We start from the raw sequence: 23,390 nt of genomic DNA on the forward strand, positions 1-23,390 counted from the left end.
TCGTCCCTGTCACGGCTCTTGCAATGGGCCACGCCAGATCAGGATTGGAGCACGCTGTCTGCCCAGGCAGCGAAATCATTCATGACGGCGTCGCGGTTGACCTCGTTGAGGCTTTCGTGGCGGGTCTCGGCGTAAACCTTTGAAACCAGATTCGAAAAGCCCATTCGGTCCATGCGCCGGGCGAGATGATGAACCGCCTTGCCATAGTCGGACGCCGGGTCCTTCTCGCCACCGGCCAGGTGGACGGGGAGGTCGCGGCGCACGCCGGCAAAACTGGAATCCTTGCCGGCGTGGAGCGCCATGTTGACCACATCGCGCCACATCGAGATCGAGGCGTTCCAGCCGCAGAGCGGATCGGCGACGTATTTGTCGACCTCGGCCGGGTCGCGCGACAGCCAGTCGAACAAGGTCCGGTGGTTTGGCACGGCCTTGCCCCAAGCCTGGAAGGTCAGCCTGGGCAGCAGGCGGGACGGCACGTCGGAGCCCAGCCGCATCCGTTCCCAGCCGAGAATGCCCAGCGCCAGCTGGCCGAGCAGGCCTTGCGAGAAATTGCCGTTCCAGATCGCGGCGGCATGGATGCGCTGCGAGTGGCGCAGAACGAAGTTCAACGCGATCGAGGCGCCGAGCGAATGGCCGAAGACGATGACCGGCAATCCCGGGTGCTCGGCGGCGATCAGCTCGTGGGCGGCGCCGACATCCGCAATCACCTTGGCGATGCCGTCGACGCCGGCGAACCTGCCGGGCGGCGCATCGGGCGCCGTTGTCGCGCCATGACCGCGATGGTCATGGGCGTAGACGTGGAAGCCGCGCGGGGCGAGGAATTCGGCAAAGCGGGCATAGCGCCTCGTATGCTCGGCCAGGCCATGGTTGATCTGGATCACGGCGCGCGGGGTCGTCAGCGCCAGTTTCACGTAGATGTTGAGGTCGGCCCCGGTCGGTGAAGCCAGCCCGGTCTGTTTGTCGAATGGCATGTCTCGCTCCCTTCGCGACTGATGGGCGAGGGTTTCTGCGACGTCAAGAGCGCGCGTTCCTCCGCCCGGTATCGAGAGGCAAGCGCCTATCGCTCTCCTGGGGATTATTTCTGCGCAGTGAAAAAGATCGCAATTCTGACACGCCGCCTGTTCTAGGGTGACGAATTCAATATGGGTTCAATGATCGCCGGGAGAGTGGAATGCGGGTTTGGGCAGTTTGGGGTTCGGTTGTTCTTGCTCTGGTCGGCGCCGGGGCGGCGCGCGCCGATGTGAAGATGAGCGGGACCTTCGTGGCCGACAGCGCCTGTCCTGCGACACAAGCCATCAAGAGCGGCAAGAACCCCGGCAACGTGTCCACCCAGGCAGGACAAAGCTATCAGCTTCTGGCCGGCAACAAGGACGAGCCCACGCATTACCTCATCCAGGTTCCGGGCGCCGATCCCGAGCGGCGCTGGGTGAAGATCAGCTGCGGCCATGTCAGCGGCGGCAACGCGGCGACGGCCCCGGCGCCAGCCGGCCAGACCAAGCCGCCGTCGTCAGCCTCCGGGAAACCGGAATATGTCTTTGCGCTGAGTTGGCAGCCGGCTTTCTGCGAGACCAAGGCAAGCAAGCCGGAATGCAAGGCGCAGAACCCCAGCGAGTTCGATGCCTCGCACTTTACGCTGCATGGGCTGTGGCCGCAGCCGAACGGCAATTTCTATTGCCAGGTGTCGGCGGGCGACAAGGCCAACGACAATCCCGCGCATTGGGGGGATTTGCCGCCCGTCAATCTCGACGCCAATACGCGCGCCGAGCTCGACCAGGTGATGCCGGGCACGGCGTCCAAGCTGGAGCGCCACGAATGGATCAAGCACGGCACCTGCTACGGCAAGAGCCAGCAGGAGTATTTCTCCGACGCGCTCAATCTGATGCGCGCGGTGAACGCCTCGCCGGTGCGCGATCTCTTCACCAAGAGCGTCGGCAAGCAGCTGACATCGGAACAGATCCGCGATGCCTTCGACCAAGCCTTCGGCAAAGGCGCCGGCGAGCGCGTGCGCGTCTCCTGCCTTGTCGATCCGTCGAGCGGCCGGCGGCTGATCGGCGAGCTGACGCTCGGTCTCTCCGGTCCGATCAGTCCTGACAGCAAGCTCGCCGACCTGCTCATGGCCTCGGCGCCGACGGGCAAGGCCGGCTGCCCGAAGGGCACGGTCGACGCGATCGGATTCCAGTAAGAGCTTCCGGCAGCCGGGTTGGCTGCCGGATCAGGCGCTCTTTGGGGCAGCCTCGCGACCGCCGGCGTCGCTGCCCGGTTCGCCGATGACGCGGTCGCGGCCGCCCGCCTTGGCCTTATAGAGGCGCTGGTCGGCAAGTGCGAAGATATCTGCAAGGCAGCGTGTCGTCTCGCCGACGGTGGAGACGCCGGCGCTTACCGTGATGTTGAAGCGGCTGGTGTGCGCCGAGGTCTTGACCGCGTTCCTGATGCCTTCTCCGAGCAGCTTCGCCAGCGCATGCGGTTGCGGGCTCAAGATCGCGAACTCCTCGCCGCCGATCCTGAACACCTGTTTTTCAGTGCCGACGGTTTCGATCAACACGGCCGCGACCGATTTCAGCACCTTGTCGCCCTCGGCGTGGCCGAACCGGTCGTTGATCGATTTGAAGTGGTCGACGTCGACGATGAGCAGGCTGAGCGGTCTGGCGGTCCGGATGCCCGCCGCGACAGCTGCCTCGCCGTCGGCATCGAAGCTGCCGCGATGCAAGAGCCCCGTGAGCCCGTCGCGGCCGACATGCTTGACCAGCGCCTCGTAGCGTTCGCGATAGGTGAGGGTGTCGAAAATGTCGGAGAGGCCGCGCGGCAGCGCGATCTCGTGGTCTTCGACCCATCTGAGATAGGCGACAAGCATGCCGCTGTAGACGAGTGCGGCCGCCATCTTGGCGAACCAGCCGCCGAAGAAGACCTCGATCGGCGCGCCGGCGACGAAATGCAGCGCGGTGAAGAAGCCCGCCTGGTCGAATGTCAGCACGCAGGCCACCGAAGCCAGGATGCGGGTGAAAGGCATATGGCGCAGATAGGCGCCGAGCTTTTCGTAGAGCAGAATGATCAGGATGGCATCGACGAAGAGCAGCGAGGTGCCCCACACCATCAGCCAGCCCATCTCGTCGATGAAGCCGATGTCGGGCATCTTGCCGTCGGGAAGCGGCGAGATCGCATGCAGGCGCAGGATCAGCACGAGCCCGATCATCACCGCATTGCCGAGCAGCAGGCCGTAGATCGGCTGGCGGACGGTCGCCGCGTCCTCCTTCATGTAGAGCAGGAGCAGCATCACCAGCTTGCCTGAAAACATGACGGCCGAGCCCGGCGAGACCATGCCGAAAGGCAGCGCGACGTAGAAGACGCTCGCGAGATAGGTTTCGAGGAAGTGCATGACGCCGAGCGCGCAGACGAACACGCCAAGCCCGGTGCGGCGCCGGAAGCGGAAGAGCGTGACCATGGCGCCGAAGTAGAGAACCGCCTCGGCAAGGAGCAGGACAGCGTTCAGCACTGCGTCGATCCGATCTTTCCCGAAATCGCGCCCTCACGCGATTTTGCTCAACCTGCCATCGTTTTGACGGCGAATGGTTAACCGCTGCTTTCGTCAGCCGGGACGGAGCGACGAAAAGATCGATACCGGGGATGGATGTTTGAGCCCCGCGCAAGCTCCGGGACAAATTGCAGCATGCCGAAAGCGATTGCCGTTCGGCGCTTCATCGCCTACATAGCGCGCAACCCCCATTCAACCTGACACCTCAGTTTCCAGGGAAAGCGCGCGTGGCTCGCCAGTTCATCTATCACATGTCCGGCCTGTCGAAGGCCTACGGCACCAAGAAGGTGCTCGACAACATCCACCTGTCCTTCTATCCGGACGCCAAGATCGGCATTCTCGGCCCCAACGGCTCGGGCAAGTCGACCATCCTGCGCATCATGGCCGGGCTCGACAAGGAGTATCAGGGCGAGGCCTGGCTGGCCGAGGGCGCGACCGTTGGCTACCTGGCGCAGGAGCCGCAGCTCGACCCCAGCAAGACCGTGCGCGAAAACGTCATGGACGGCGTCGCCAGGAAAACCGCCATCATCGAGCGCTACAACGAGCTGATGATGAACTATTCCGACGAGACGGCCGACGAGTCCGCCAAGCTGCAGGACGAGATGGATCGCCTCAACCTTTGGGATCTCGAGCAGCAGGTCGAGATGGCGATGGACGCGCTGCAGTGCCCGCCGGCCGATTCCGAGGTGACCAACCTGTCGGGCGGCGAGCGCCGCCGTGTGGCGCTCTGCCGGCTGCTGCTGGAACAGCCCGACCTTTTGCTGCTCGACGAGCCGACCAACCATCTCGACGCCGAGACCACGCAATGGCTGGAGAAGCATCTGCGCGACTACCCAGGCTCGGTGCTGATCATCACCCACGACCGCTACTTCCTCGACAACGTCACCGGCTGGATCCTCGAGCTCGACCGCGGCCGCGGCATTCCCTACGAGGGCAACTACACCAGATATCTCGACGCCAAGGCCAAGCGCCTGATTCAGGAAGGCCGCGAGGACGACGCGCGCCAGAAGTCTATTTGGCGCGAGCGCGAATGGATCCAGTCCTCGCCGAAGGCGCGCCAGACCAAGTCCAAGGCGCGCATCAAGGCCTATGAGGAATTGGTCGAGCAGTCGCAGAACCGCAAGCCGACCGACACGCAGATCGTGATCCCGGCGAGCGAGCGCCTCGGCAATGTCGTCATCGAGGTCGAGGGCCTGAACAAGGGTTTTGCCGACGAGCTCCTGATCGAGGACCTGTCGTTCCGGCTGCCGCCGGGCGGCATCGTCGGCGTCATCGGCCCGAACGGCGCCGGCAAGACGACGCTGTTCAAGACCTTCACCGGTCAGGAGAAGCCGGATTCCGGTTCGATCCGCATCGGCGAGACAGTCAAGCTCGGCTATGTCGACCAGAGCCGCGACGCGCTCGACCCGAACAAGACGGTGTGGGAAGAGATCTCCGGCGGCGCCGAGGTGATCAAGCTCGGCAAGCACGAGGTCAACAGCCGCGCCTACTGCTCGTCCTTCAACTTCCGCGGCGGCGACCAGCAGCAGAAGGTCGGCAACCTTTCAGGCGGCCAGCGCAACCGCGTCCATCTGGCCAAGATGCTGAAGGGCGGCGGCAACGTGCTGCTCCTCGACGAGCCGACCAACGACCTCGACACCGAAACGCTGGGCGCGCTGGAAGACGCGCTGGAAGCCTATGCCGGCTGCGCGGTCATCATCAGCCACGACCGCATGTTCCTCGACCGCATGGCCACCCACATGCTCGCCTTCGAGGGCGACGCGCATGTCGAATGGTTCGAGGGCAATTTCGAGGAATACGAGAAGGACAAGCTCCGGCGCCTCGGCGCCGAAGCGGCCACCCCGCACCGCATGACCCATAAGCGGCTGACAAGGTAGGCCTGTTCGGGCGGCACGCCGGAGACACCACAAGAGGAGCCCTCACATGGCTGACTGGTCCGCCGCCCAATATCTGAAGTTCGAGGACGAGCGCACGCGGCCCGCGCGCGACCTGGCGGCGCAAGTGCCGGTCGACTTTCCGCGCCGCGTCGTCGATATCGGCTGCGGTCCGGGCAATTCGACTGAGCTTCTGGTCGCGCGCTGGCCGGATGCCGAGGTCAGCGGCTTCGACACTTCGCCCGACATGATCGAGAAGGCGAGGGCGCGGCTACCCAATGTCAATTTCGCGCTGGCGGATGCGGCCCAATGGCAGCCGGCACAGCCGGTCGACGTCATCTTCGCCAACGCCGTCTTCCAGTGGCTGCCGGAGCATCCGGCGGTGTTCCAGCGGCTGACGGGTCTGCTCGCGCCCGGGGGCGCCTTGGCCATTCAGATGCCCGACAATCTCGGCGAGCCTTCGCATCGGCTGATGCGCGACACGGCGGCCGAGATGCCGTTCTCGGCCAAGCTCGAGGGTGCCGCCCGCGCGCCGCTGCCGCCGGTTTCCTTCTACTACGATCTTCTGTCGCCGCTCGCCGACCGCGTCGATATCTGGCACACGATCTACAACCATCCGCTGGCCGACGCGGAGGCGATCGTCGAATGGGTCAAGGCGACGGGGCTGAAGCCGTTCCTCGATCCGCTCGACGCGGACGAGAAGAAGAGGTTCCTCGAATCCTATACCGCCAAGATCGCCAAGGCCTATCCGAAGACGGCGAACGGCAAGGTGCTGCTGCGTTTCCCGCGCATCTTCATCATCGCCAAGCGGGCTTGACCGGCCGCCGCTCAATTCGTCGCGATAACTGGGGCCAGCGGCCGGTTTAAGCTGGCATAAACCGGCCGAATGCGACATGGGTTGCGCCGGGCCGTGTCCGCGCCCACATCAGAGCCCGCAACGCCCGTGCCTCGGACGGATTGGACATGCATCGCGTCATCATCAGCGGCATCGGCGCCGAAATCCCCGAACCCGTCATCACCAATGAAGAGCTGGTCGAAAGCTTCAACAGCTGGGTCGACGCCGAGAACGCGCGCCGCGCCGTCACCGGCGAGACCCCACTGCAGAAGTCGGACAGCGACTTCATCGTCCATGCGTCGGGCGTGCAGACCCGCCATGTGATCGAGCGCGAGGGCATCCTCGATCCCACCCGCATGGCGCCGCGCATTCCGGCGCGGCCGGACGACGCGCTGTCGCTGCAGGCGGAATTCGGCATCGCATCCGCCAGAAAGGCGATCGCCCATGCGGGTGTCGATCCGTCGGGTATCGACCTGGTGATCTGCTCGGCCTCGCACCATCAGCGGCCGTATCCGGCGATCGCCATCGAGATGCAGCAGGCGCTTGGCACCAAGGGCGCCGGCTTCGACATGGGGCTGGGCTGCTCTTCCGCCGCGGCGGCGCTGCACATCGCGGTCAACATGGTCAGGGCAGGGGCGCACAAGCGCATCCTGGTGTCGACGCCCGAGATCATCACCGGCCATCTCAACTTCCGCGATCGGCAGACGCATTTCATCTTCGGCGACGCCTCGGTCGCCATGATCGTCGAAGGCCTCAGCCAGGGCGAGAAGCGGCCGGGGCGTTTCGAGGTGCTCGACACGCGCACGTGGACGCAGATGTCGAACAACATCCGCACCAATCTCGGCTATCACACCCGCACCGCCCAGGACGATCCCTACATGATCAACCTGGAGGGGAACCTCATCAAGCAGGTCGGCAACAAGGTGTTCAAGGAAGTCACCGTTGCCGGCCACAAATTCATCGTCGAGTTCCTGGCCGAGCATGGGCTGACGCCGCAGGGCATCCGCCGCTTCTGGCTCCATCAGGCCAATGCGCGCATGAACGCGATGATCCTGAAGCTCGCCTTCGGCCACGATGTCGGCCACGACCGCGCGCCGATGGTGCTGGAGCGGCTCGGCAACACGGCTGGCGCCGGCGCTATCGTGGCGCTGTCCGAAAACCATGCCGACATGAAGGCCGGCGATTTCGGCCTGCTCTGTGCTTTCGGGGCCGGTTATTCGATCGGCGGCGCGCTGTTGAAAATGCTGTGACCCCTCGTATCTATGCCGGTACGAAGGGCACCAGCATGGGCACGCGCCCTGGCATAGTCGTCATAGGCGGTGCCGAGCTCGCCGCGCAGGAAGCTCTCTTCCAGCCTGGCCTTCACGACGATGCCGATGATCAGCAGCGCTGCCCCGGCAATGCCCCAGACCGTGCCCTTGGCCGCCATGGTGGCGAGGATTGCCAGCAGCAGGCCGCTATAGATCGGGTGGCGGACCAACCCGTAAGGGCCGGCATCGACCACGCGGTGGTCGGCCTTGGCGGTGATGGTACCGGACCAAAGCCGGCCGAGATGCAGGCGCGCCCACCAGGAGAAGGCGATGCCGATGGCGATCAGGGCGACGCAGATCCATGCTTCTGTCAGCGTCGGCGTCCAAACTCGCAGCCGGCCGACATAGCCGTGCGCCGGCACGAACAGCAGGACGGTGCCGGCGAGCTACAGTACCCGGTAACGGGCCTCGGCCCTGAAGCCGGCGCGCTTTTGCACGGGATCGGCCCAGAGGGCAGCCAAACTCCACGATACGATCCAAGCCAACCACAAGGCAGCGATTGCGGGTCCGGGACGTATGACCAAGCCTCTTTCCGATCGCGGCATCGTCTAAGGGACGAGGCGCGGCAAAAGATAGTCGAGGCCGGTAAGAACGTCGTGATCACAAGCAGGAAAGATCGTTCTCCGCCGGATCACGGCGCGGCGGCCATCGCTGCCGCCACCAGCGCCTCGCCAGAATATTGCCGGCCTCCGATACCCCAGCCGCCGTCGGGCGCATTGAGGATGTTGATCCAGGTGACCGGCGTCGTGCGTGGAATGTCGATCCAGGCGCGGGACGGCGCTTCGGCTGAAGACCTCAGGGCTCTGGCCGAGACCGCTCTTGCCGCCTGGGCAGCCGAAGTGCGAAAAGTGGCCGACTCGAAAGGCTAAGCCGATGTCGGATCTTTTCTCCACGATTGAACCGCCCGTCGATATCGTGCCGGGCTGCAAGCTCGCCGCCAAGGCGGCAGCGCTCTACAGGGCGCCTTCCGATCATTTCGAGACAAGGCGGGTGGAGGAATTGCGGCTCGGCTTCGACGGCATCGAAGGGGATTTCCATGCCGGCGCGACGCGGCGTTCGGGCGGGCGCGAGCCCTGGTATTCGCGCGGCACCGAGATGCGCAACGAGCGGCAATTGTCGCTTGTCGCTGCTGACGAACTGGCCATCGTCGCCGAGCGCATGGGCGTCGCTGAAGTCAAGCCGGAGTGGATTGGCGCGAACCTGCTGATCGAAGGTGTGCCGCGCCTTTCCATGCTGCCGGCGGGATCTCTGCTGTTCTTCAAGGGAGGCGCGACCATCAAGGTCGATGCGCAGAACGGGCCTTGCCGCTTCTCCGGGCGTTCGGTCGCCGAGAATGCCGGCATGCCCGACCACGAGGCGGGAGCGCTGCTGTTCCCCAAGGCCGCCAAGCGGCTGCGCGGCCTCGTCGCCTGGGTCGAGAAGCCGGGCGTCATCAGGGCAGGCGAGGAGATCTCGGTGCGGGTGCCGGAGCAGTGGATCTACCGCGTATAGATCAAGGCCGCGCCACTTAGAGCGGTTCAGCTTTCACAAAGTCGCTGATCCGCTCTAAGCATTTGTTTTCACGCAATTCCGAACGGAAAACCGCTACGCTTTTCCTGGAATTGCCCTAGCAGCGCGGCCTTGACGCACTCAGGCAGCCTTGCGGTTCTTGTTCGCGCCCTGGGCCATGACCGAGATATCGTCCCACCTCTCCCAGGTAGCGATACGGTTGGCGTATTCCTGGCGGATCATCGGCAGGCCGCCGTCGCCAAAGAAGACCCGGAGCGGCGGCTCGGCGGCATCGACAATGGCCAGCATCGCCGGTCCGGTTGCTTCGGGATCACCGGCCACGGCGCGGCCGCGGCGCTCGGCCATCGCGGCGCGGGCGGGCGCATAAGCCTCGATCGCCTTCGACGTCCTGGCCGACGGGCCGGCCCAGTCGGTGGAGAAACCGCCAGGCTCGACCAGCGTGACATGGATGCCGAATTCGGCGACCTCCAGGCTGAGCGACTGGCTGAACGCCTCCAGCGCCCATTTCGAGGCATGATAGAGGCCAAGTGAGGCGAAGGCGTTGACGCCGCCGATCGACGAGATCTGGATGATGTGGCCTGAGCGTTGTTCCCGCATGATGGGGAGTGCGGCCTGCGTCACCCAGAGCGCGCCGAACAGGTTGGTCTCGATCTGGTCGCGGGCCTCCTGTTCCGTGACTTCCTCGATGGCGCCGAAATGGCCGTAGCCTGCATTGTTGATGACGACGTCGAGGCGGCCAAAACGCCTGTGCGTTTCGGCAATGGCGGCTTCGACCGCCTTCTTGTCGGTGACGTCGAGCGCGATGGCGGCGACCTTGTCGCCATATTTCTCGACAAGATCGGCGAGAGTGCCCGCGTCGCGAGCCGTGGCGGCGACACGGTCGCCACGAGCCAGCGCCGCTTCGGCCCAGACGCGGCCAAAGCCCTTCGACGATCCGGTGATGAACCAAACCTTATCAGTCATGATCTACGATCCTTGCCCTGTGGGCGTGAATTCTCGGGGGTAAAACGGAGGAAGCTCCGCTTATAGCATGTACGGCGCCGTCAGCGTTTTTCCAGAGGCGGCGCCGGAATTATTTGGCCGGTGCCGCGACCGAAGCGAGGGGCGGAACCCTCACTCGTCCTCGTCGTCTTCCTCCAGCAAGCGCGTCGCGCGCCAACGGGTCAGCACCGCGTTGGTCTGCTCGATGACGAAGAAGCGCGCCGAGTCCCGGTCATAGCCTTCGGCGAGCAATTTCTCGTAGTCCGTATGGGAGTGGCGGACATGGGCGATGGTTGCCAGCCATACCGCGATCGTCGGCGGCAAGGTCTTCATATGCACGGCGCCGGCATCGGCGCGGATCTTTTCCATGTCGGCATAGGGGGCGAACGGGAGGAGCGTGGTCAGCGCCTTGGCAAGGGCGCGGCGACGGCCGGTCGGCGCACTCATTTCTCGTCGCGTCCGACGATGGTCGCTTCGGGGAAGGCATCGGTCGAAGCGTAGTATGGCTTGATGTCGATGACCGCCGTGCCGTCGAGCAGGTCGATGGCGTCGATCCCGATCCGGCCGGCCTCGATGTCGACCGCGACAAGCTTCGCGACATGCAGGCCGACAGGGTTCGGTCGCGCAGGGGAGCGCAGCGAGAAAACGCCTTTCGGTTCAGCGGCATGGCGCGGTTTCTGCACGATGAGATTCCGCGGCGCATGATCGAGCCAGGACAGGACGACGACGTGGCTGGCGCGGTCGAGATTTTGCAATCCCTGGCGATAGGGCTCGTCGATCAGAACCGTTGCCGTGCGTCCGGTCTCGCGGGCGGCGCGCATGTTCTTCGGACAATCCTCGCGACTGGTCCAGGGCGAGACGATATGGCCGATGAAGACGATATGGCCGTCCGCCGGCATATCCGCCGGATCGATCTTCAAGAGCTTCTCGCCCTCGCGCGTCTCGAACATCGCTTCCGTCCGTTCAACCGTTCATGGCGCGCGGACCACGGGTGCGCCATTTTCTTGTCCGGAAGCGACATAGTGCTTGCCAGGGTTCCAAATTCGACATAAACATATCTTTATATCTTTCAGCGAGAAGCCGCTCATGCATGTCACGCTCGACACGATGGTAGATACATTGAAGGCGGCGGCCGAATCCAGCCGCCTGCGCATCCTGGTTCTGCTGTCGCGCGGGGATCTCACGGTCTCTGATCTTACCGAGATCCTCGGCCAGTCGCAGCCGCGCGTCTCTCGACACCTGAAGCTGCTGCTCGATGCCGGGCTGATCGGCCGCTACCAGGAAGGCTCCTGGGCCTTCTTCAGGCTGTCGGATACGGACAGCTCGCGCGATTTCGTACAGCGCCTCGTCTCCGGGGTGCGCGAGGCTGATCCGCAGGTGGTGCGCGATCTGGAGCGGCTGGCCGCGGTCAAGCGCAAGCGGCAGGACCGGGCCGCCGAATATTTCTCCGAGAACGCGGCGAGCTGGGATCGTATCCGCTCGCTGCATGTGCCCGATCGCGCGGTGGAAGCCGCATTGCTCAAGCTCGTCGGCAAGCGGCCGTTCCAGTCGATGCTCGACCTCGGCACCGGCACCGGCAGGCTGCTGGAGATCTTTGCGCCGCTCTACCGGCGCGGCGTCGGCATCGACATGTCGCGCGAGATGCTGACGGTGGCGCGCGCCAATCTCGACAAGGCGGGGATCGCCAACGCGCAGGTGCGCCAGGGCGACATCTTTTCACCGCCCGTCGAACGCAATGCCTTCGATCTCGTCACCATCCACCAGGTGCTGCACTATCTCGACGATCCGGCACGCGCCATCGGCGAAGCGGCGAGGCTGCTGCGTCCGGCCGGCAGGCTGGTCATCGTCGACTTCGCGCCCCATAATCTGGAGTTCCTGCGCGACCAGCACGCCCATATGCGTCTCGGCTTCTCGGACCGGCAGATCGCAGACTGGTTCGAGGAGGCAGGCATCGATCTCGAGGACAGCCAGGAATTCGAGCCGCGCGGGCAGGCCGAGGCCAGGCTCACCGTCAAGCTCTGGCTCGGCCGCGATCGCCGCCTTCTGATCGCGGACCCGTCCAACGACACGCTTCCAGCGAAAGCATATCCAATGGGGGAAACAGCCTGATGAACCAGTTCCGCTTTTCCCGCCGCCCCGACATTGGCGACAAGGTCCGGGTTTCGTTCGAGTTCTTCCCGCCGAAGACCGACGAGATGGAAGCAAGGCTCTGGGACACCGTCACCCGGCTGGAGCCGCTCAAGCCGAGATTCGTCTCGGTCACCTACGGCGCCGGCGGCTCGACCCGCGAGCGCACGGCGCGCACGGTCAAGCGCATCCTCAACGAGACGACGCTGACGCCGGCGGCGCATATGACCTGCGTCGACGCGCCCCGTGACCAGGTCGATGCCGTCATCCGGGAATTCGCCGACTTCGGCGTCACCCGTTTCGTCGCCCTGCGCGGCGATCCGGCCGCGGGCGTGGGCACCGCCTACCGACCGCACCCGGATGGCTATGCCAACGGCGCCGAACTGGTCGGAGCGCTGAAGAGCGTCGGCGATTTCGACATCTCGGTCTCGGCCTACCCCGAAAAGCATCCGGAAAGCCCGGATTTCGCCACCGACATAGACATGCTGAAGCGCAAGGTCGACAATGGCGCGACGCGGGCGATCACCCAGTTCTTCTTCGACAACGATCTCTACGAGCGTTATGTCGAGCGGGCGCGCCGCGCCGGGATCTACATCCCGATCGTGCCCGGCATCCTGCCGGTGCACAATTTCACCCAGGTCGCCAATTTCTCCTCGCGCTGCGGCGCGCTGGTGCCGGCTTGGCTGGCCGAGCGCTTCGAAGGGCTGGAGAACGACCCGCAGACGCATGCGCTGGTGGCATCCGCCGTGGCGGCCGAGCAGGTGCTCGACCTCGTCGAGCGCGGCGTCGGCGATTTTCATTTCTACACGATGAACCGGGCCGATCTGGTCTTTGCCGTCTGCCACATGATCGGTATCCGCTCGCATGAGGCGGAGGCGGCCGGCTCGGCGGCAGCCTGATGCATGTCGCCCAAAAGTGTGCAGCGGTTTTGGGAGAACGACATGGATCACAGTGAGGACTGAAACGGAAAAGGCCGGGTGAAACCCGGCCTTTTCGAACTGTTCGGACTACTCTCGGTGCTGGTCTTCCCGGCTTCGGCGGGTCAGGGAAGAACGCCTATGATAAGGGCACCGATGAATGCGAAAGCGGCACAAATCATCAAAGCGTTGATTGGCCTCGTCAGTCCCATGCCATAGCCTCCTCTTCAGAGCTATGGCCGGAATCTAGAGTCATTTGGGTCACAGGCAAGCGGAAAACGTGCTGCAATGCGACATGATTGTGGAATTTGCGACTTCGGATTTGCCGTTAGCCATTGAAACTCTTCGGCAAAAGCCGACTTGGGAGTTGTGAATAAATTGTGGCGGCGCTGTGGCATGACACCGCTACCATCGGCCGAACAGGCGGCCGTCGATGGTGATCAGGCCGAGTCCGATCAGCGCCATGCCGCCCATTTCGAAGAGCTGCAGACGCTCGCCGAGGAACAGGAATCCGAGCAGCACGGCGCTGACCGGCACGATCAAGGTGACCAGCGAGGCATTGGTGGCGCCGGCCGAGGCGACGAGGTTGAAATAGAGGATATAGGCAAAGGCCGTGGAGAGCAGCGCCAGCCCAAGCACGGCGGCCCAGACCGGGGGCGAAGCCGAAAGCAGCCGGGCCGGGCCGTAGGCAACCAGCACGACGGGGATCATGATGATGGTCGAGGCGGTCAGCTGCCAGGTGGCGATGACCGGCGAGGGCACCCCCTTGAAGCGTCGCGCGACCATCAGGGCGACCGCGTAGGAGAGCGAGGCGCCGATCAGGGCGAACTTGGCCCAGACCGGCCCGCCGAGGCCGGCTGCCAGGCCGGGACCGATCATGATAGCCGTCCCGGCAACGCCAAGCGCGATGCCGGCCAGCTTGTTCCATGAGAGCTTTTCGTCGGTGGTGAGCGCATTGGCGAAGATCAGCGTCCAGAACGGCGTCGTGGCGTTGAGCACCGAGGCGACGCCGGCGCCGAGCTCGGTCTGACCGGCGAAGATCAGCGAGAAAGGGACAACGTTGTTGGTCAGCGCCAGCAGGAAGAACAGGCCGGCGTAAGGAAAGGCGAGGCGGAAGGACGGGCCGCGGACGGCCAGATAGAGCTGAAGCGCGGCCGCGGCGATCGCGACGCGAAACAGCACCAGCGCCAGCGGATGGATCTCCGACACGGCAATGCGGGCAAAGAAGAAGGAGCCGCCCCAGATCGCGCCGAGCAGCAGGAGCTGCGCCCAGTCCTTGAGCGTCATCGGGCCGCGCGTCGCCGCGGCGCCAGCCGTAATCGTCATGTCGTCCACCCTCCCAGGCCGATCGCAATCTCAGCCGCCGAACAGCTTCAAATGATATCCGGTCTGGCGGCAAGGGCCACCCGAAACCTGACCGATGGTTTGGCGTTGGCGGAAAGGGTGCAGTCGGCCGAGCGCGAAGGCGAGACACAGAACTGTTTTCTTTGGCGGCTAGCTAGGATTAATTGTGCGCGCCCAGATCAAGGATTCCCCCATGCAGCGATTCGAAAATGCCCGCGAGGCGGCACTGGCGCTTCGTCCGGACGATCCGGTCTACTGCTTCCGCCCGCAGGTTCTCAGGGCCGACGCCCTGCAGTTCATGGGCATGTTTCCCGGCAAGACCGCCTATGCGGTCAAGACCAACGGCGAGCAGATCGTGCTGAGGACGCTGGTCGAGGCCGGCGTCAGCGCCTTCGATGTGGCCTCGCCCGGCGAGTTCGCCGCCGTGCGCGCCGTCTCGCCGGATGCCGAGATGCTCTACATGCATCCGGTCAAGGCGCAGTCGGACATCAAGCTGGCGCTGGAAAAATACGGCATCCGGGTGATTTCGCTCGACCATGAGGACGAGATCACCAAGCTGACGCGCGTGGTGCGGGCGCTCGACCTCGATCCGGGCGCTCTCACCGTCTTCGTGCGCATCCAGACCAAAGGCCATGCCGCTTACGAGCTGTCGAAGAAATTCGGCGCCGGGCCCGCCAACGCGGTCGAGCTTGCCGAGCGGCTCAACCGCACCGGCTACAAGGTCGGCCTGTGCTTCCATGTCGGCAGCCAGATCGAGGACCCGGACACCTATGAGCGGGCGCTGGCCTCGGCCGACTGGGTGCGCAACCGGCTGACTTTCGACATTGCCGGGCTCGATGTGGGCGGCGGCTTTCCGGCCGAATACGGCCACGATCCCAATCGCAAGCACATTAAGATGCCGTCACTCGGCCAGCTTATGTCGCGGCTCGCAGGCGACCTCAAGGAATACCAGTTTGACGAGATGCCGCTGGTGGCCGAACCCGGTCGCGTCATCGTGGCGCGTTGCCTGTCGCTGATCGTGCGCGTGCTGCTGCGCAAGGGCAAGCGGCTCTACATCAATGACGGCATCTGGGCTTCGCTCTCGGATTCATGGACCGGCAAGATCACGCTGCCGGCGCGCTTCATCCCGGATCCGGCGATCCGCACGCGCAATGGCGCCGAGAAGAACATCGTGCCGTTCAAGGTCTGCGGGGCGACCTGCGATTCCGTCGACATATTGTCCAGGCCGTTCTGGCTGCCGGAAACGGTCGACACCGGCGACTGGATCGAGATCGGCCATATCGGCGCCTATTCGCTGTCGCTGAGGACGCGCTTCAACGGCTTCTTCCCCGATACGTTCGTCGAGGTGGCGACGCCGTTCGACGAGGGCGATGCGCCGGAAGGGTTTGCGAGCTTGGAAACCATGGCAGACTAGGCAACTCCGCCGCCGGCCTGGATGTTCTCGCCGGTAAGCCAGCGGGCCGCGTCGCTGGCCAGGAAGACGGCGACATCGGCAACATCGCGTGGCGCGCCTATCCGGCCGAACGGCGACATGCCGGCTGCCACGGCGCGATCTCGCTCGGGCAGCAGGTCGGTGTCGGTGAAGCCCGGCGACAGCGCATTGACAGTGACGTCGCGCGGCCCCAGCTCGCGCGAGAGCACGCGAACGAACTGTTCGACGGCGCCCTTGCTGCCGAGATAGAGCGCGGTCTGCGTGAAGAACATCTTGGTGCCGCCGGTCGAGACGGCGATGATGCGGCCGCCGTCGCGGACACGCCTGGCCGCTTCCTGAAGCGTGAAGAACGTGCCCCTGGCATTGGTGCCGAAGACGAGATCGAAATCGGCCTCGCTTGCTTCGACGAGCGGCTTCATGACGGCGACGCCGACATTGGCAACGACAATGTCGATGGCGCCGAGTTGGTCCTCGGTTTCGTCGAAGAGCCTGCGGACATCGGCCGGAATGGAAATATCCGCTTGAATGGCCGCCGCTTTTCCGCCGTTGGCCAAGATGGTGGCGACCGCGTCATCGGCGGCTTTCCTGTTGCCGACATAGTTGACGACGACGGAGGCGCCCCTGGCGGCGAGACCCCTCGGCGATGGCACGGCCGATGCCGCGCGAACTGCCGGTGACGATTGCGTTTTTGCCCTGCAACGATTGAGACATGATCGACTTCCTTCAACTCTTCGCGGCTGCGCCGGCGGCCGGTGGGTTGAGAGATAGTGACATGCAATTGATCGAATAATTGCCTATTATCTGACTGTGTTGTTAATCCAGGAATACATAATGCGCGGGTCCGAATTCACCGAGCTCAAGGCGTTCGCGGCGATCGTGGAGGAAGGCAGTTTCGTTCGTGCGGCAGCGCGGTTGCGGGTGTCGCCGCCGGCGCTCAGCCAGTCGATCCGGCTGTTGGAGGCGCGTACCGGCGTGAGGTTGCTCAACCGCACGACGCGCAGCGTCTCGCCGACCGTGGCCGGCGAGAAGCTGTTCACGCGCCTTGGCGTTGCGTTCGGAGAACTGGAAGACGCCGTCGCTGAGGTTCAGGCCGCGCGCGACAGGCCGGGCGGCTCGCTGCGCATCAACGTTCCGCGCGTTGCCGCGATGCGCTTCGTCGCGCCGGTTCTCGGCGACTTCCAGCGCACCTATCCCGACATCGCGCTGACGGTCATCGTCGACGACATGCTGACCGACATTGTCGAGGGTCGTTTCGACGCCGGAATCCGCCTCGGTGAGCGGCTGGAAAAAGATAGGGTGGCAGTGAAGCTGAGTGAGGATCTGCAGATGGCAGCGGTGGCTGCTCCGGCCTATCTGGAAGGCCGCGCGGTCCCGCGTCATCCACGAGACCTGCACCAGCACCGCTGCATCAATTTCCAATGGCCCGGCGGGGGCAACATCTACCGATGGGAGTTTTCGCGCGGCAAGCGATCGCTGGAAATCGCGGTCAAGGGAAGTCTCACCGTCAACGACACGGAGCTGTTGCTCAACGCGGCGCTGGACGGGGCAGGCGTGGCCTACATGATTGATTATCAGGTCCAGCCATGGATCGAGAAGGGCAGGCTGGTCCGGTTTCTCGAACCGTGGTCGCCCCGCTTTCCGGGTTTCTATCTATACCATCCGAGCCGCCGGCTCGTGCCTCCGGCGCTGCGTGCATTCATCGATTTCGTGCGGTCGAGGCGAGGTTAGAGGAATCTCGCCGCCATTCACAATTTCGCCAGCAAGTCAGGCGTCGGCCATCCGTCCACCGGAAGGCCAAGCCGCATCTGTTCCTTGCGGATCGCCTCGCGGGTGTTTGTGCCCAGGATGCCGTCTACGGTGCCGACGTCGTAGCCCTTGGCCTCGAGCTTGGTCTGCAGCGCCTTCATCTGGTCGCCGCTGAGGCCTTGCTCCGGCGTGCGCGGGTCGAACTGCGGCGCGCCGGCGAGCCGGGTCGCAAGCACCGCCGCGGTGAGCGCGTAGGTGAAGGACTGGTTCCACTCCAGATAGACGTCGAAATTGTCGTAGGTCAGGAAGGCGGGGCCCTTGCGGCCCATCGGCAAGGCGAGCCCGGCCTTCAGGCCATTGTCGACCAGCGGCGTGCCGTCCGGATTGGTGACGCCCCACTGCGCCCATTGCGAGATCGGCAGCTTGTTGGTGCGGCCGGTCTGGTCCCAGGGCATGTCGTCGGGAACGCGCACTTCCTCGACCCAGGGCTGGTCACGCTTCCAGCCGCGCGACAGGATTTTGTCGGCCGTGGTCATGATCACATCGGGCGCACTGTTGCGGAGATCGACCTTGCCGTCGCCGTCGCCGTCGACGCCTCGGGCGAGGTAGTCGGTCGGCAGGATCTGCGTCTGGCCGATCTCGCCGGCCCAGGCGCCCTTGACGTCGGCCGGCAGCACGCCGCGGTCAATCAAGGTCAGCAGCGGCACCAGCTGCGGCCGGAAGAGCTGAGGCCGGCGGCAGTCATGCGAGAGGGTGACCAGCGCGTCCAGCGTATGGAAGTCGCCCTGCACGGCGCCGAAATCGGTCTCCAGTCCCCAGAATGCCGTGATGACGGCAGGTTGCACGCCGAATTCCTTGTCGGCGCGCGCGAAGACGTCGGCATACTTCTTGAGGTTGGCCGCGCCCTGCTTCAGCCGGTAGGCCGAGACCATGCGGTTCGAGAATTGGGTGAAGGTCTGGGCGAACACCCCTTGAGCGCGGTCGCGCGCCAGCACCTTCTCGTCGATGGTGGCATTTTCCAGCGCATCCAGGCCGGCGGCGCCGACGCCGGCTGCCTTGGCTTCCGCTGCCACGCCCTGTTTCCAGGCTTCGAAATCGCCGCCGCATTCCTGCGCCGCTACAGGCCAGGCGAAAGCGCCGACCAGCAGCGCCGCCAGGATTTCAACGCGCAATCGCATCGCTTCCCTTTCGAGACCGGCGCATGATCCGCGGCCCGGTGCGGCAGGACCATGCGTAGATTTCAAAATTCAGGAGCGCCGTTCGGCACCCCGGTGGGGTGCACCGCTCCGCATCACCAGCGGTTGCATATATCGCCGCCCGCCGTGTCGAAAAGCAGGCACGGGGGCCGATGTCAACGGGTGTTCTGCCGCAGCCACTTGTTCCAGGCGGCTTCCGAGCCGTTGAAAACGTTGATGTCGGACTTGCCGGTCATGCCGGGCACGATGCCGGTGCCGGTGTATTGCCAGAAGGTGAAAGGATGGCTGCCATACTTCTGGCGCGGATGGCCGGCGACCGAGCGCAGCCAGTAAGGATAGCCGCGGAACGTCGCCAGCTCGTTGTCGTCGAAGAAGTCGAGCGAGGTGTAGATGATCGGCTTCTTGCCGTAATGGCGCTCGACGATTTCGAGGAAGGTGCTCATTTCACTGCGCACGGTCGCGGGGTCGGGGCGCAGCCTGCAGGTCGGCGATTTCGGGTTCCATTCCATGTCGAGCACCGGGGGCATCGCCGACGGGTCCCTCGGGACATTGTCGATGAACCAGCGCGCCTGGGTGGCTGCCGGCGTGCAGAAATAGAAGAAATGATAGGCCGCGCGCGGGATTCCGGCGGCCTTGGTGCGCGACCAGTGCTCGTTGAAATAGTCATCGAAACGGTCGCCGCCCTCGGTCGCCTTGATGAAGGCGAAGGAGATGCCGCTGGCCTTGGCCGTCGGCCAATCGACCGAGGTCTGGTATTTGGAGACGTCGGTGCCGTGGATGGCATAGCTCCAGGGCGCGCCGCTGTCCCATTCATGCGGCTTGGAATCCTCGAAACGGGGCGCGCGCACCGCCACCGTCGGCGCTGACGGCGACAGCGGCGAAAGATCCTCGACGGTCGAGCACGCGCCCAACAGCGTAAGCATCAGGATGGCCGCAAGACGGCGCATGATATCCCCCGAGCCGGGATCAGCCGGCCGCTGATGGGTCATTCACTGATGGTGGTCGCTTACGCAGGCCCCCTTCGGGCAGCCACCCCACAGGGCCGCCCGCTCTTCACACAAGTCGTTGTCCCAAAGCAGCTTGGCACTTTTGGGCGACATCCCTCCGTGATCGCCGAACATGGTTGATAATCCATTGACGGCGATCGATATCAGACATGATTTTGCGGAAGCAATGGCGGCAAATCGATGACATAAAGCGAGCCGGAAATCCAAAGGGTGGGGAAAAATGCGAGCTGTCGTGAGGTTCGTCAAATGGCTGCTGGGCCTCGTGGTGCTGGCGGTGGTCGCGCTCTTCGCCTGGCTTTACCTTGCGCCGCCCGAGCTGATCCGTGTCGGCTCCGGCTATTCGGCCAAGATCGTCTGCTCCAACGTCTTCATCGCCGGCCGCGACCCGAATGAAGTGCTGGCCGTCGACGTGCAGGCGCCGGGCCACCCACTGCTCAAGCTGATGAAGGTATCCGTCGACAAGGAAAGGGGACTTGTCTCGGCGGGCCTGCTTTGGGTTCTGGGCAAGAGCGTCGCCGTCGAGCGCGACGGTGTCGGCTGCGCATCGGTTCCGGATGGCGACACCGGAACGGCGCGGCAGACCGTCCTGCGCGTGGCGCCGACCGCTGCGGCGGCGCTGCCGGACGCGCTCTGGCCCGACGGCGAGCGGGTGGATGCTTCGCAGAACCCCGAGGCTTCGAAGGTCGTCGACGATGCCGCCATGGCCGGGGCCGGCATGCGCGCGATCGTCGTGGTGAAGAACGGCCGCATCGTCGCGGAGCGCTATGGCGACGGCTTTTCGGCCAAGACGCCGCTGCTCGGCTGGTCGATGACCAAGACGGTGAATGCCGCGATCGTCGGCACGCTGGTGAAGGACGGCAAGATGGTGCTCGACAGCAAGGGCCTGTTCGCGCCGTGGAAGGCCGACGGCCGGGCGGCGATCAGCCTTGCCGACATGATGGCGATGTCGAGCGGGCTGGAATTCAACGAGGACTACGGCGACGTCGCCGACGTGACGCGCATGCTCTATCTCGAGCCGGACATGGCGGGCTTTGCCAACGGCAAGCCGCTCGCCGGCGAGGTCGGCAAGGTGTTTTCCTATTCGAGCGGCACGGCCGTCATGCTGTCGCGCCTGTGGCAGGACGCGGTTGGCGACAAGGCGAAGGCGCTGGCGTGGCCGCGCACGGCGCTGTTCGAGCCGCTCGGCATGAAGAGCGCCGTGCTCGAGACCGACGAACAGGGCACTTTCGTCGGCTCGTCCTATCTCTATGCCACGGCGCATGACTGGGCGCGCTTCGGCCAATTCCTGCTGCAGGGCGGCGTCTGGAACGGCGCGCAGATCCTGCGATGAGGCAGCCCGCGCCGGCCTCGAAAGTCTACGGCAAAGGCCAGGTCTGGATCGAGGGGCCGGGCGATGAAGAAAGTCCCGGCGCGGGCGCCGCCGCCGGCCTGCCCAAGGACACCTATTGGATGGAGGGCCATGACGGCCAGACCGTGGCCATCATCCCGTCGGAGCAACTGGTCGTGGTGCGGCTCGGGCTGACTCCGGCCAAGCTCAATTATCGACCGCAGACGATGGTGGCTGCACTGGTGAAAGCCTTACACCAGTAGCGCCGCCTATTTCGGAGCGGCGATCACCGCCAGCCAGGCATAGCCGCGATAAAGCGTTCTGAAACGGAAGGCTGCGCCGGTTCGCTCGGACTCCGATTCAAGGACGTCGCGCAGCGAGGCGCGCGGCTCGACATGGAATTTCCGCAGCCAGCCGCGCAGCAGGGCGCGGAACCAGCGCGGCAGGCCTTCCTGCTGGCCGAAATCGACGACATGCAGCGAGCCGCCAGGAGCAAGCGAAGCTAGCGCCGCCGAAACCGTCTTTTCCCAGCCGGGGATCATCGACAGCGAATAGGAGACGAAGACACGGTCGAAGCGCTCGACGCCGAAAAGCGCCTTGGCGTCGAAGTCGGTAGCGTCGCCGCGTGCCAGGCTGACGCGAGCCGCGAGACCTTCGCGGGCCATCGCGGCGTCCGCCGTCTCCAGCATCTCGGCCGAGATATCGAGGCCGAAGAAGCGTGCGTTGGGATAGCGGCGGGCGGCAAGCACGATGTTGCGGCCGGTGCCGCAACCGAGCTCGAGCACGCTGCCGCCTTGCGGCACGTCGAGCCCTGCGATTAGCCGGTCGCGGCCGAGCAGGTAGTATTTGCGGGTGAGATCATAAATGTGGCGCTGCCAACGATAGACGCCGTCCATCAGTTCGGCATGGCTGGCCGGCAGATCCGTCGTGCTCATACGGCGCGCTTCACATAGAGGTGGAAGCCGCCATAGATGGCCGAACGGTCCTTGGCCGAAAATTCGCGCGAGGCCTCGTTGTCGTAGTGCCACTGATCGAGCAAGGAGTTGGAGACGCGGCCTGGCAGCAGGCTGGGTTCGGCCGCGGTGCGGAAGATCACACGCGCGCCGACCGAGGCCGTGCGGGTGATCTCGGTCCACAGCGCGTTGAGCAGATCATCGGTCATCCAGTCCTGCGCATCGAGCAGGACGAAGCGGTCGACCGAGCCCGCGTCCTTGCCGGCCAGGAACTTGATCAGATTGGCATGATGGATGGTGACGCGATCGATGTTGGCGCGGATCACCTTGTAATTGCCCTGCTCGAGGTAGGCAGGGAGCGCGGCCTCGCCGGGCTCCGGGTAGCGGCGCGCAAAGGCCTGCCAGGCGAAATAGTTGTTCTTCAGCGGGAAATCGCAGGCGAGCTTTTCCAGCCGCGCCTTCAAGACGCTCGCCATCGAGCCGTCGCCGGAGGTGATCAGCGAGTCGTACTGCGCCGGCGGGATGCCGAGACCAAACAGCGAAGCCTTGCGCGACGTCGCCCAGCGCAGCAGCTTCCTGTCGAAGACCGGCGCCAGCTCCTCGTTGAAGAAGCGGCGCTGTTCGCCGATATTCTCGGCCTTCATGATGCCGGCCGGATCGACACCGAACAACTTGCCGACGCGATGGCCCAGGGCGATGAAAAGGCCAAGCAGGCCGGTTTGATAGAAGTTGCGGTCGAAGACCGAGATGCGGCGCCGGCCGCGCCAGTTCCTGCGCTCCCAATAGTGGCGGCTGACCGGATCGAGGTGCGGCGCGATGAAGCGGTCGTAGGCTTCCGAATTGTGGCTGGTGTCGGTGGCGCCGAAGAAACGGAACAGGTCGCCCTGCGAGGGCAGATGGCGAACCGCTTCCAGCTTCATGCGGTTCAGCGCGACGTGCGCGGCGTTGAGGTCGACGGCGTCGATCCGGGCCGGCGCGCGGGTCAGGTAAGCCAGAATGTTGCAGCCGCCTGACGCGATTGTGACGATCCGATGCCCGGCGCCGAGCTGCATGGCCTCCATGTCGACATCGGGGTCTTCCCAGATCTGCGGATAGACGAGGCCGGAGAACAGGAAGGCGAAAAGCCGCTCGGAAATGCCGTCCTTCGACAGTGCGCGGTTCTGATAGACCGCTTTTCCAACTTCCTTGCCACGGCGATAAACGAGTTCTCCCGAAACATCCGACATGGCAAGGTGATTCCCCGTTTGCGTTGGCGCAAGCGGGTAGCGCAGCGTCATGACAGGCAGGTGACAGGCTGTTGACG

The 23,390-nt window shown here is 64.7% G+C and carries 22 protein-coding genes and 1 pseudogene; 11 read left to right on the forward strand and 12 right to left on the reverse strand.

Translation table 11 applies throughout. From position 1 onward, the window contains the following. Positions 1–38 precede the first annotated feature (38 nt). On the reverse strand, positions 39–971 hold the full coding sequence (locus EN874_RS16230) for an alpha/beta hydrolase (RefSeq protein WP_127425646.1): 933 nt from the start codon (positions 969–971) through the stop codon (positions 39–41). Between the two features lie 200 nt (positions 972–1,171). On the opposite strand from EN874_RS16230, the gene EN874_RS16235 reads away from it, so the two are divergent. Next, positions 1,172–2,182 (forward strand): ribonuclease, encoded by a 1,011-nt coding sequence (locus EN874_RS16235; protein ID WP_127425647.1) that lies wholly within the window; start codon positions 1,172–1,174, stop codon positions 2,180–2,182. Positions 2,183–2,212: 30 nt separating this feature from the next. Here EN874_RS16235 and EN874_RS16240 read toward each other — a convergent pair whose 3' ends face one another. After that, a complete protein-coding gene (locus EN874_RS16240) occupies positions 2,213–3,490 on the reverse strand; it encodes a GGDEF domain-containing protein (RefSeq protein WP_127425648.1) in 1,278 nt (425 codons plus the stop codon). Positions 3,491–3,756: 266 nt separating this feature from the next. Between EN874_RS16240 and ettA the strand changes: the two genes are divergently transcribed. From ettA to EN874_RS16255, 3 genes are all read left to right on the forward strand, one after another. Then, positions 3,757–5,406: an energy-dependent translational throttle protein EttA gene (gene ettA / locus EN874_RS16245; protein WP_127425649.1), complete on the forward strand. Its 1,650-nt coding sequence runs from the start codon at positions 3,757–3,759 to the stop codon at positions 5,404–5,406. A gap of 46 nt (positions 5,407–5,452) precedes the next feature. After that, positions 5,453–6,220: a trans-aconitate 2-methyltransferase gene (gene tam, locus EN874_RS16250; RefSeq protein WP_127425650.1), complete on the forward strand. Its 768-nt coding sequence runs from the start codon at positions 5,453–5,455 to the stop codon at positions 6,218–6,220. Positions 6,221–6,366: 146 nt separating this feature from the next. Further along, the gene (locus EN874_RS16255; RefSeq protein WP_127425651.1) at positions 6,367–7,488 is read left to right on the forward strand and encodes a beta-ketoacyl-ACP synthase III; all 1,122 of its coding nucleotides are present in this window, start codon (positions 6,367–6,369) and stop codon (positions 7,486–7,488) included. Here EN874_RS16255 and EN874_RS16260 read toward each other — a convergent pair. Further along, positions 7,452–7,910, reverse strand: a complete 459-nt coding sequence (locus EN874_RS16260; RefSeq protein WP_245513591.1) for an isoprenylcysteine carboxylmethyltransferase family protein — start codon at positions 7,908–7,910, stop codon at positions 7,452–7,454. The genes EN874_RS16255 and EN874_RS16260 overlap by 37 nt on opposite strands. Positions 7,911–8,270: 360 nt before the next feature. Here EN874_RS16260 and EN874_RS33705 point away from each other — a divergent pair, with 360 nt between their 5' ends. Together EN874_RS33705 and EN874_RS16265 are read left to right on the forward strand one after the other, a co-directional pair. Then, entirely contained in the window at positions 8,271–8,417 is a 147-nt protein-coding gene (locus EN874_RS33705) for a hypothetical protein (RefSeq protein ID WP_168247492.1), read from the forward strand. Positions 8,418–8,421: 4 nt separating this feature from the next. Next, positions 8,422–9,039: an MOSC domain-containing protein gene (locus EN874_RS16265; RefSeq protein WP_127425652.1), complete on the forward strand. Its 618-nt coding sequence runs from the start codon at positions 8,422–8,424 to the stop codon at positions 9,037–9,039. A 138-nt stretch (positions 9,040–9,177) separates the two neighbouring features. Here the strand turns inward: EN874_RS16265 and EN874_RS16270 are convergent, their stop codons facing one another. From EN874_RS16270 to tsaA, 3 genes are all read right to left on the reverse strand, one after another. Continuing rightward, complete coding sequence (locus EN874_RS16270; protein ID WP_127425653.1) at positions 9,178–10,020, reverse strand: SDR family oxidoreductase; 843 nt, start codon at positions 10,018–10,020, stop codon at positions 9,178–9,180. A gap of 150 nt (positions 10,021–10,170) precedes the next feature. Continuing rightward, positions 10,171–10,485, reverse strand: a complete 315-nt coding sequence (locus EN874_RS16275) for a DUF2293 domain-containing protein (RefSeq protein ID WP_127425654.1) — start codon at positions 10,483–10,485, stop codon at positions 10,171–10,173. Then, on the reverse strand, positions 10,482–10,988 hold the full coding sequence (tsaA, locus tag EN874_RS16280) for a tRNA (N6-threonylcarbamoyladenosine(37)-N6)-methyltransferase TrmO (RefSeq protein WP_127425655.1): 507 nt from the start codon (positions 10,986–10,988) through the stop codon (positions 10,482–10,484). The genes EN874_RS16275 and tsaA overlap by 4 nt, the downstream gene beginning before the upstream one ends. A gap of 136 nt (positions 10,989–11,124) precedes the next feature. Between tsaA and EN874_RS16285 the strand changes: the two genes are divergently transcribed. Both EN874_RS16285 and metF read left to right on the forward strand, forming a co-directional pair. Next, positions 11,125–12,147, forward strand: a complete 1,023-nt coding sequence (locus EN874_RS16285; protein WP_126088451.1) for a metalloregulator ArsR/SmtB family transcription factor — start codon at positions 11,125–11,127, stop codon at positions 12,145–12,147. Continuing rightward, positions 12,147–13,064 (forward strand): methylenetetrahydrofolate reductase [NAD(P)H], encoded by a 918-nt coding sequence (gene metF / locus EN874_RS16290; protein ID WP_127425656.1) that lies wholly within the window; start codon positions 12,147–12,149, stop codon positions 13,062–13,064. Before EN874_RS16285 ends, metF begins: the two co-directional genes overlap by 1 nt. 423 nt (positions 13,065–13,487) lie before the next feature. Here metF and EN874_RS16295 read toward each other — a convergent pair whose 3' ends face one another. Further along, positions 13,488–14,408, reverse strand: coding sequence for a DMT family transporter (locus tag EN874_RS16295; protein WP_127425657.1), 921 nt, complete (start codon positions 14,406–14,408; stop codon positions 13,488–13,490). Between the two features lie 211 nt (positions 14,409–14,619). Between EN874_RS16295 and EN874_RS16300 the strand changes: the two genes are divergently transcribed. Then, on the forward strand, positions 14,620–15,840 hold the full coding sequence (locus EN874_RS16300; protein ID WP_127425658.1) for an alanine racemase: 1,221 nt from the start codon (positions 14,620–14,622) through the stop codon (positions 15,838–15,840). On the opposite strand, the gene EN874_RS16305 is transcribed toward EN874_RS16300, so the two are convergent. Then, positions 15,837–16,508, reverse strand: coding sequence for an SDR family oxidoreductase (locus EN874_RS16305; protein ID WP_210235997.1), 672 nt, complete (start codon positions 16,506–16,508; stop codon positions 15,837–15,839). The two genes, EN874_RS16300 and EN874_RS16305, sit on opposite strands and share 4 nt — an antisense overlap. A gap of 181 nt (positions 16,509–16,689) precedes the next feature. Between EN874_RS16305 and EN874_RS16310 the strand changes: the two genes are divergently transcribed. After that, the gene (locus tag EN874_RS16310; RefSeq protein WP_127425659.1) at positions 16,690–17,586 is read left to right on the forward strand and encodes a LysR family transcriptional regulator; all 897 of its coding nucleotides are present in this window, start codon (positions 16,690–16,692) and stop codon (positions 17,584–17,586) included. 17 nt (positions 17,587–17,603) lie between these two features. Here the strand turns inward: EN874_RS16310 and EN874_RS16315 are convergent, their stop codons facing one another. After that, positions 17,604–18,782 carry a lytic murein transglycosylase gene (locus EN874_RS16315; RefSeq protein ID WP_127425660.1) on the reverse strand — a complete coding sequence of 393 codons (1,179 nt, stop codon included), beginning with the start codon at positions 18,780–18,782 and terminating at the stop codon, positions 17,604–17,606. Between the two features lie 173 nt (positions 18,783–18,955). Next, on the reverse strand, positions 18,956–19,747 hold the full coding sequence (locus EN874_RS16320) for a GH25 family lysozyme (RefSeq protein WP_127425661.1): 792 nt from the start codon (positions 19,745–19,747) through the stop codon (positions 18,956–18,958). A 280-nt stretch (positions 19,748–20,027) separates the two neighbouring features. On the opposite strand from EN874_RS16320, the pseudogene EN874_RS16325 reads away from it, so the two are divergent. Then, positions 20,028–21,397: pseudogene (locus EN874_RS16325) on the forward strand (serine hydrolase). A 6-nt stretch (positions 21,398–21,403) separates the two neighbouring features. Here the strand turns inward: EN874_RS16325 and EN874_RS16330 are convergent. Together EN874_RS16330 and EN874_RS16335 are read right to left on the reverse strand one after the other, a co-directional pair. Further along, the gene (locus tag EN874_RS16330) at positions 21,404–22,069 is read right to left on the reverse strand and encodes a class I SAM-dependent methyltransferase (RefSeq protein ID WP_127425662.1); all 666 of its coding nucleotides are present in this window, start codon (positions 22,067–22,069) and stop codon (positions 21,404–21,406) included. Further along, complete coding sequence (locus tag EN874_RS16335; RefSeq protein ID WP_127425663.1) at positions 22,066–23,364, reverse strand: DUF3419 family protein; 1,299 nt, start codon at positions 23,362–23,364, stop codon at positions 22,066–22,068. Before EN874_RS16335 ends, EN874_RS16330 begins: the two co-directional genes overlap by 4 nt. Positions 23,365–23,390 lie beyond the last annotated feature (26 nt).

It is taken from the genome of Mesorhizobium sp. M1D.F.Ca.ET.231.01.1.1 (assembly GCF_003999155.2).
Lineage (GTDB): Bacteria > Pseudomonadota > Alphaproteobacteria > Rhizobiales > Rhizobiaceae > Mesorhizobium.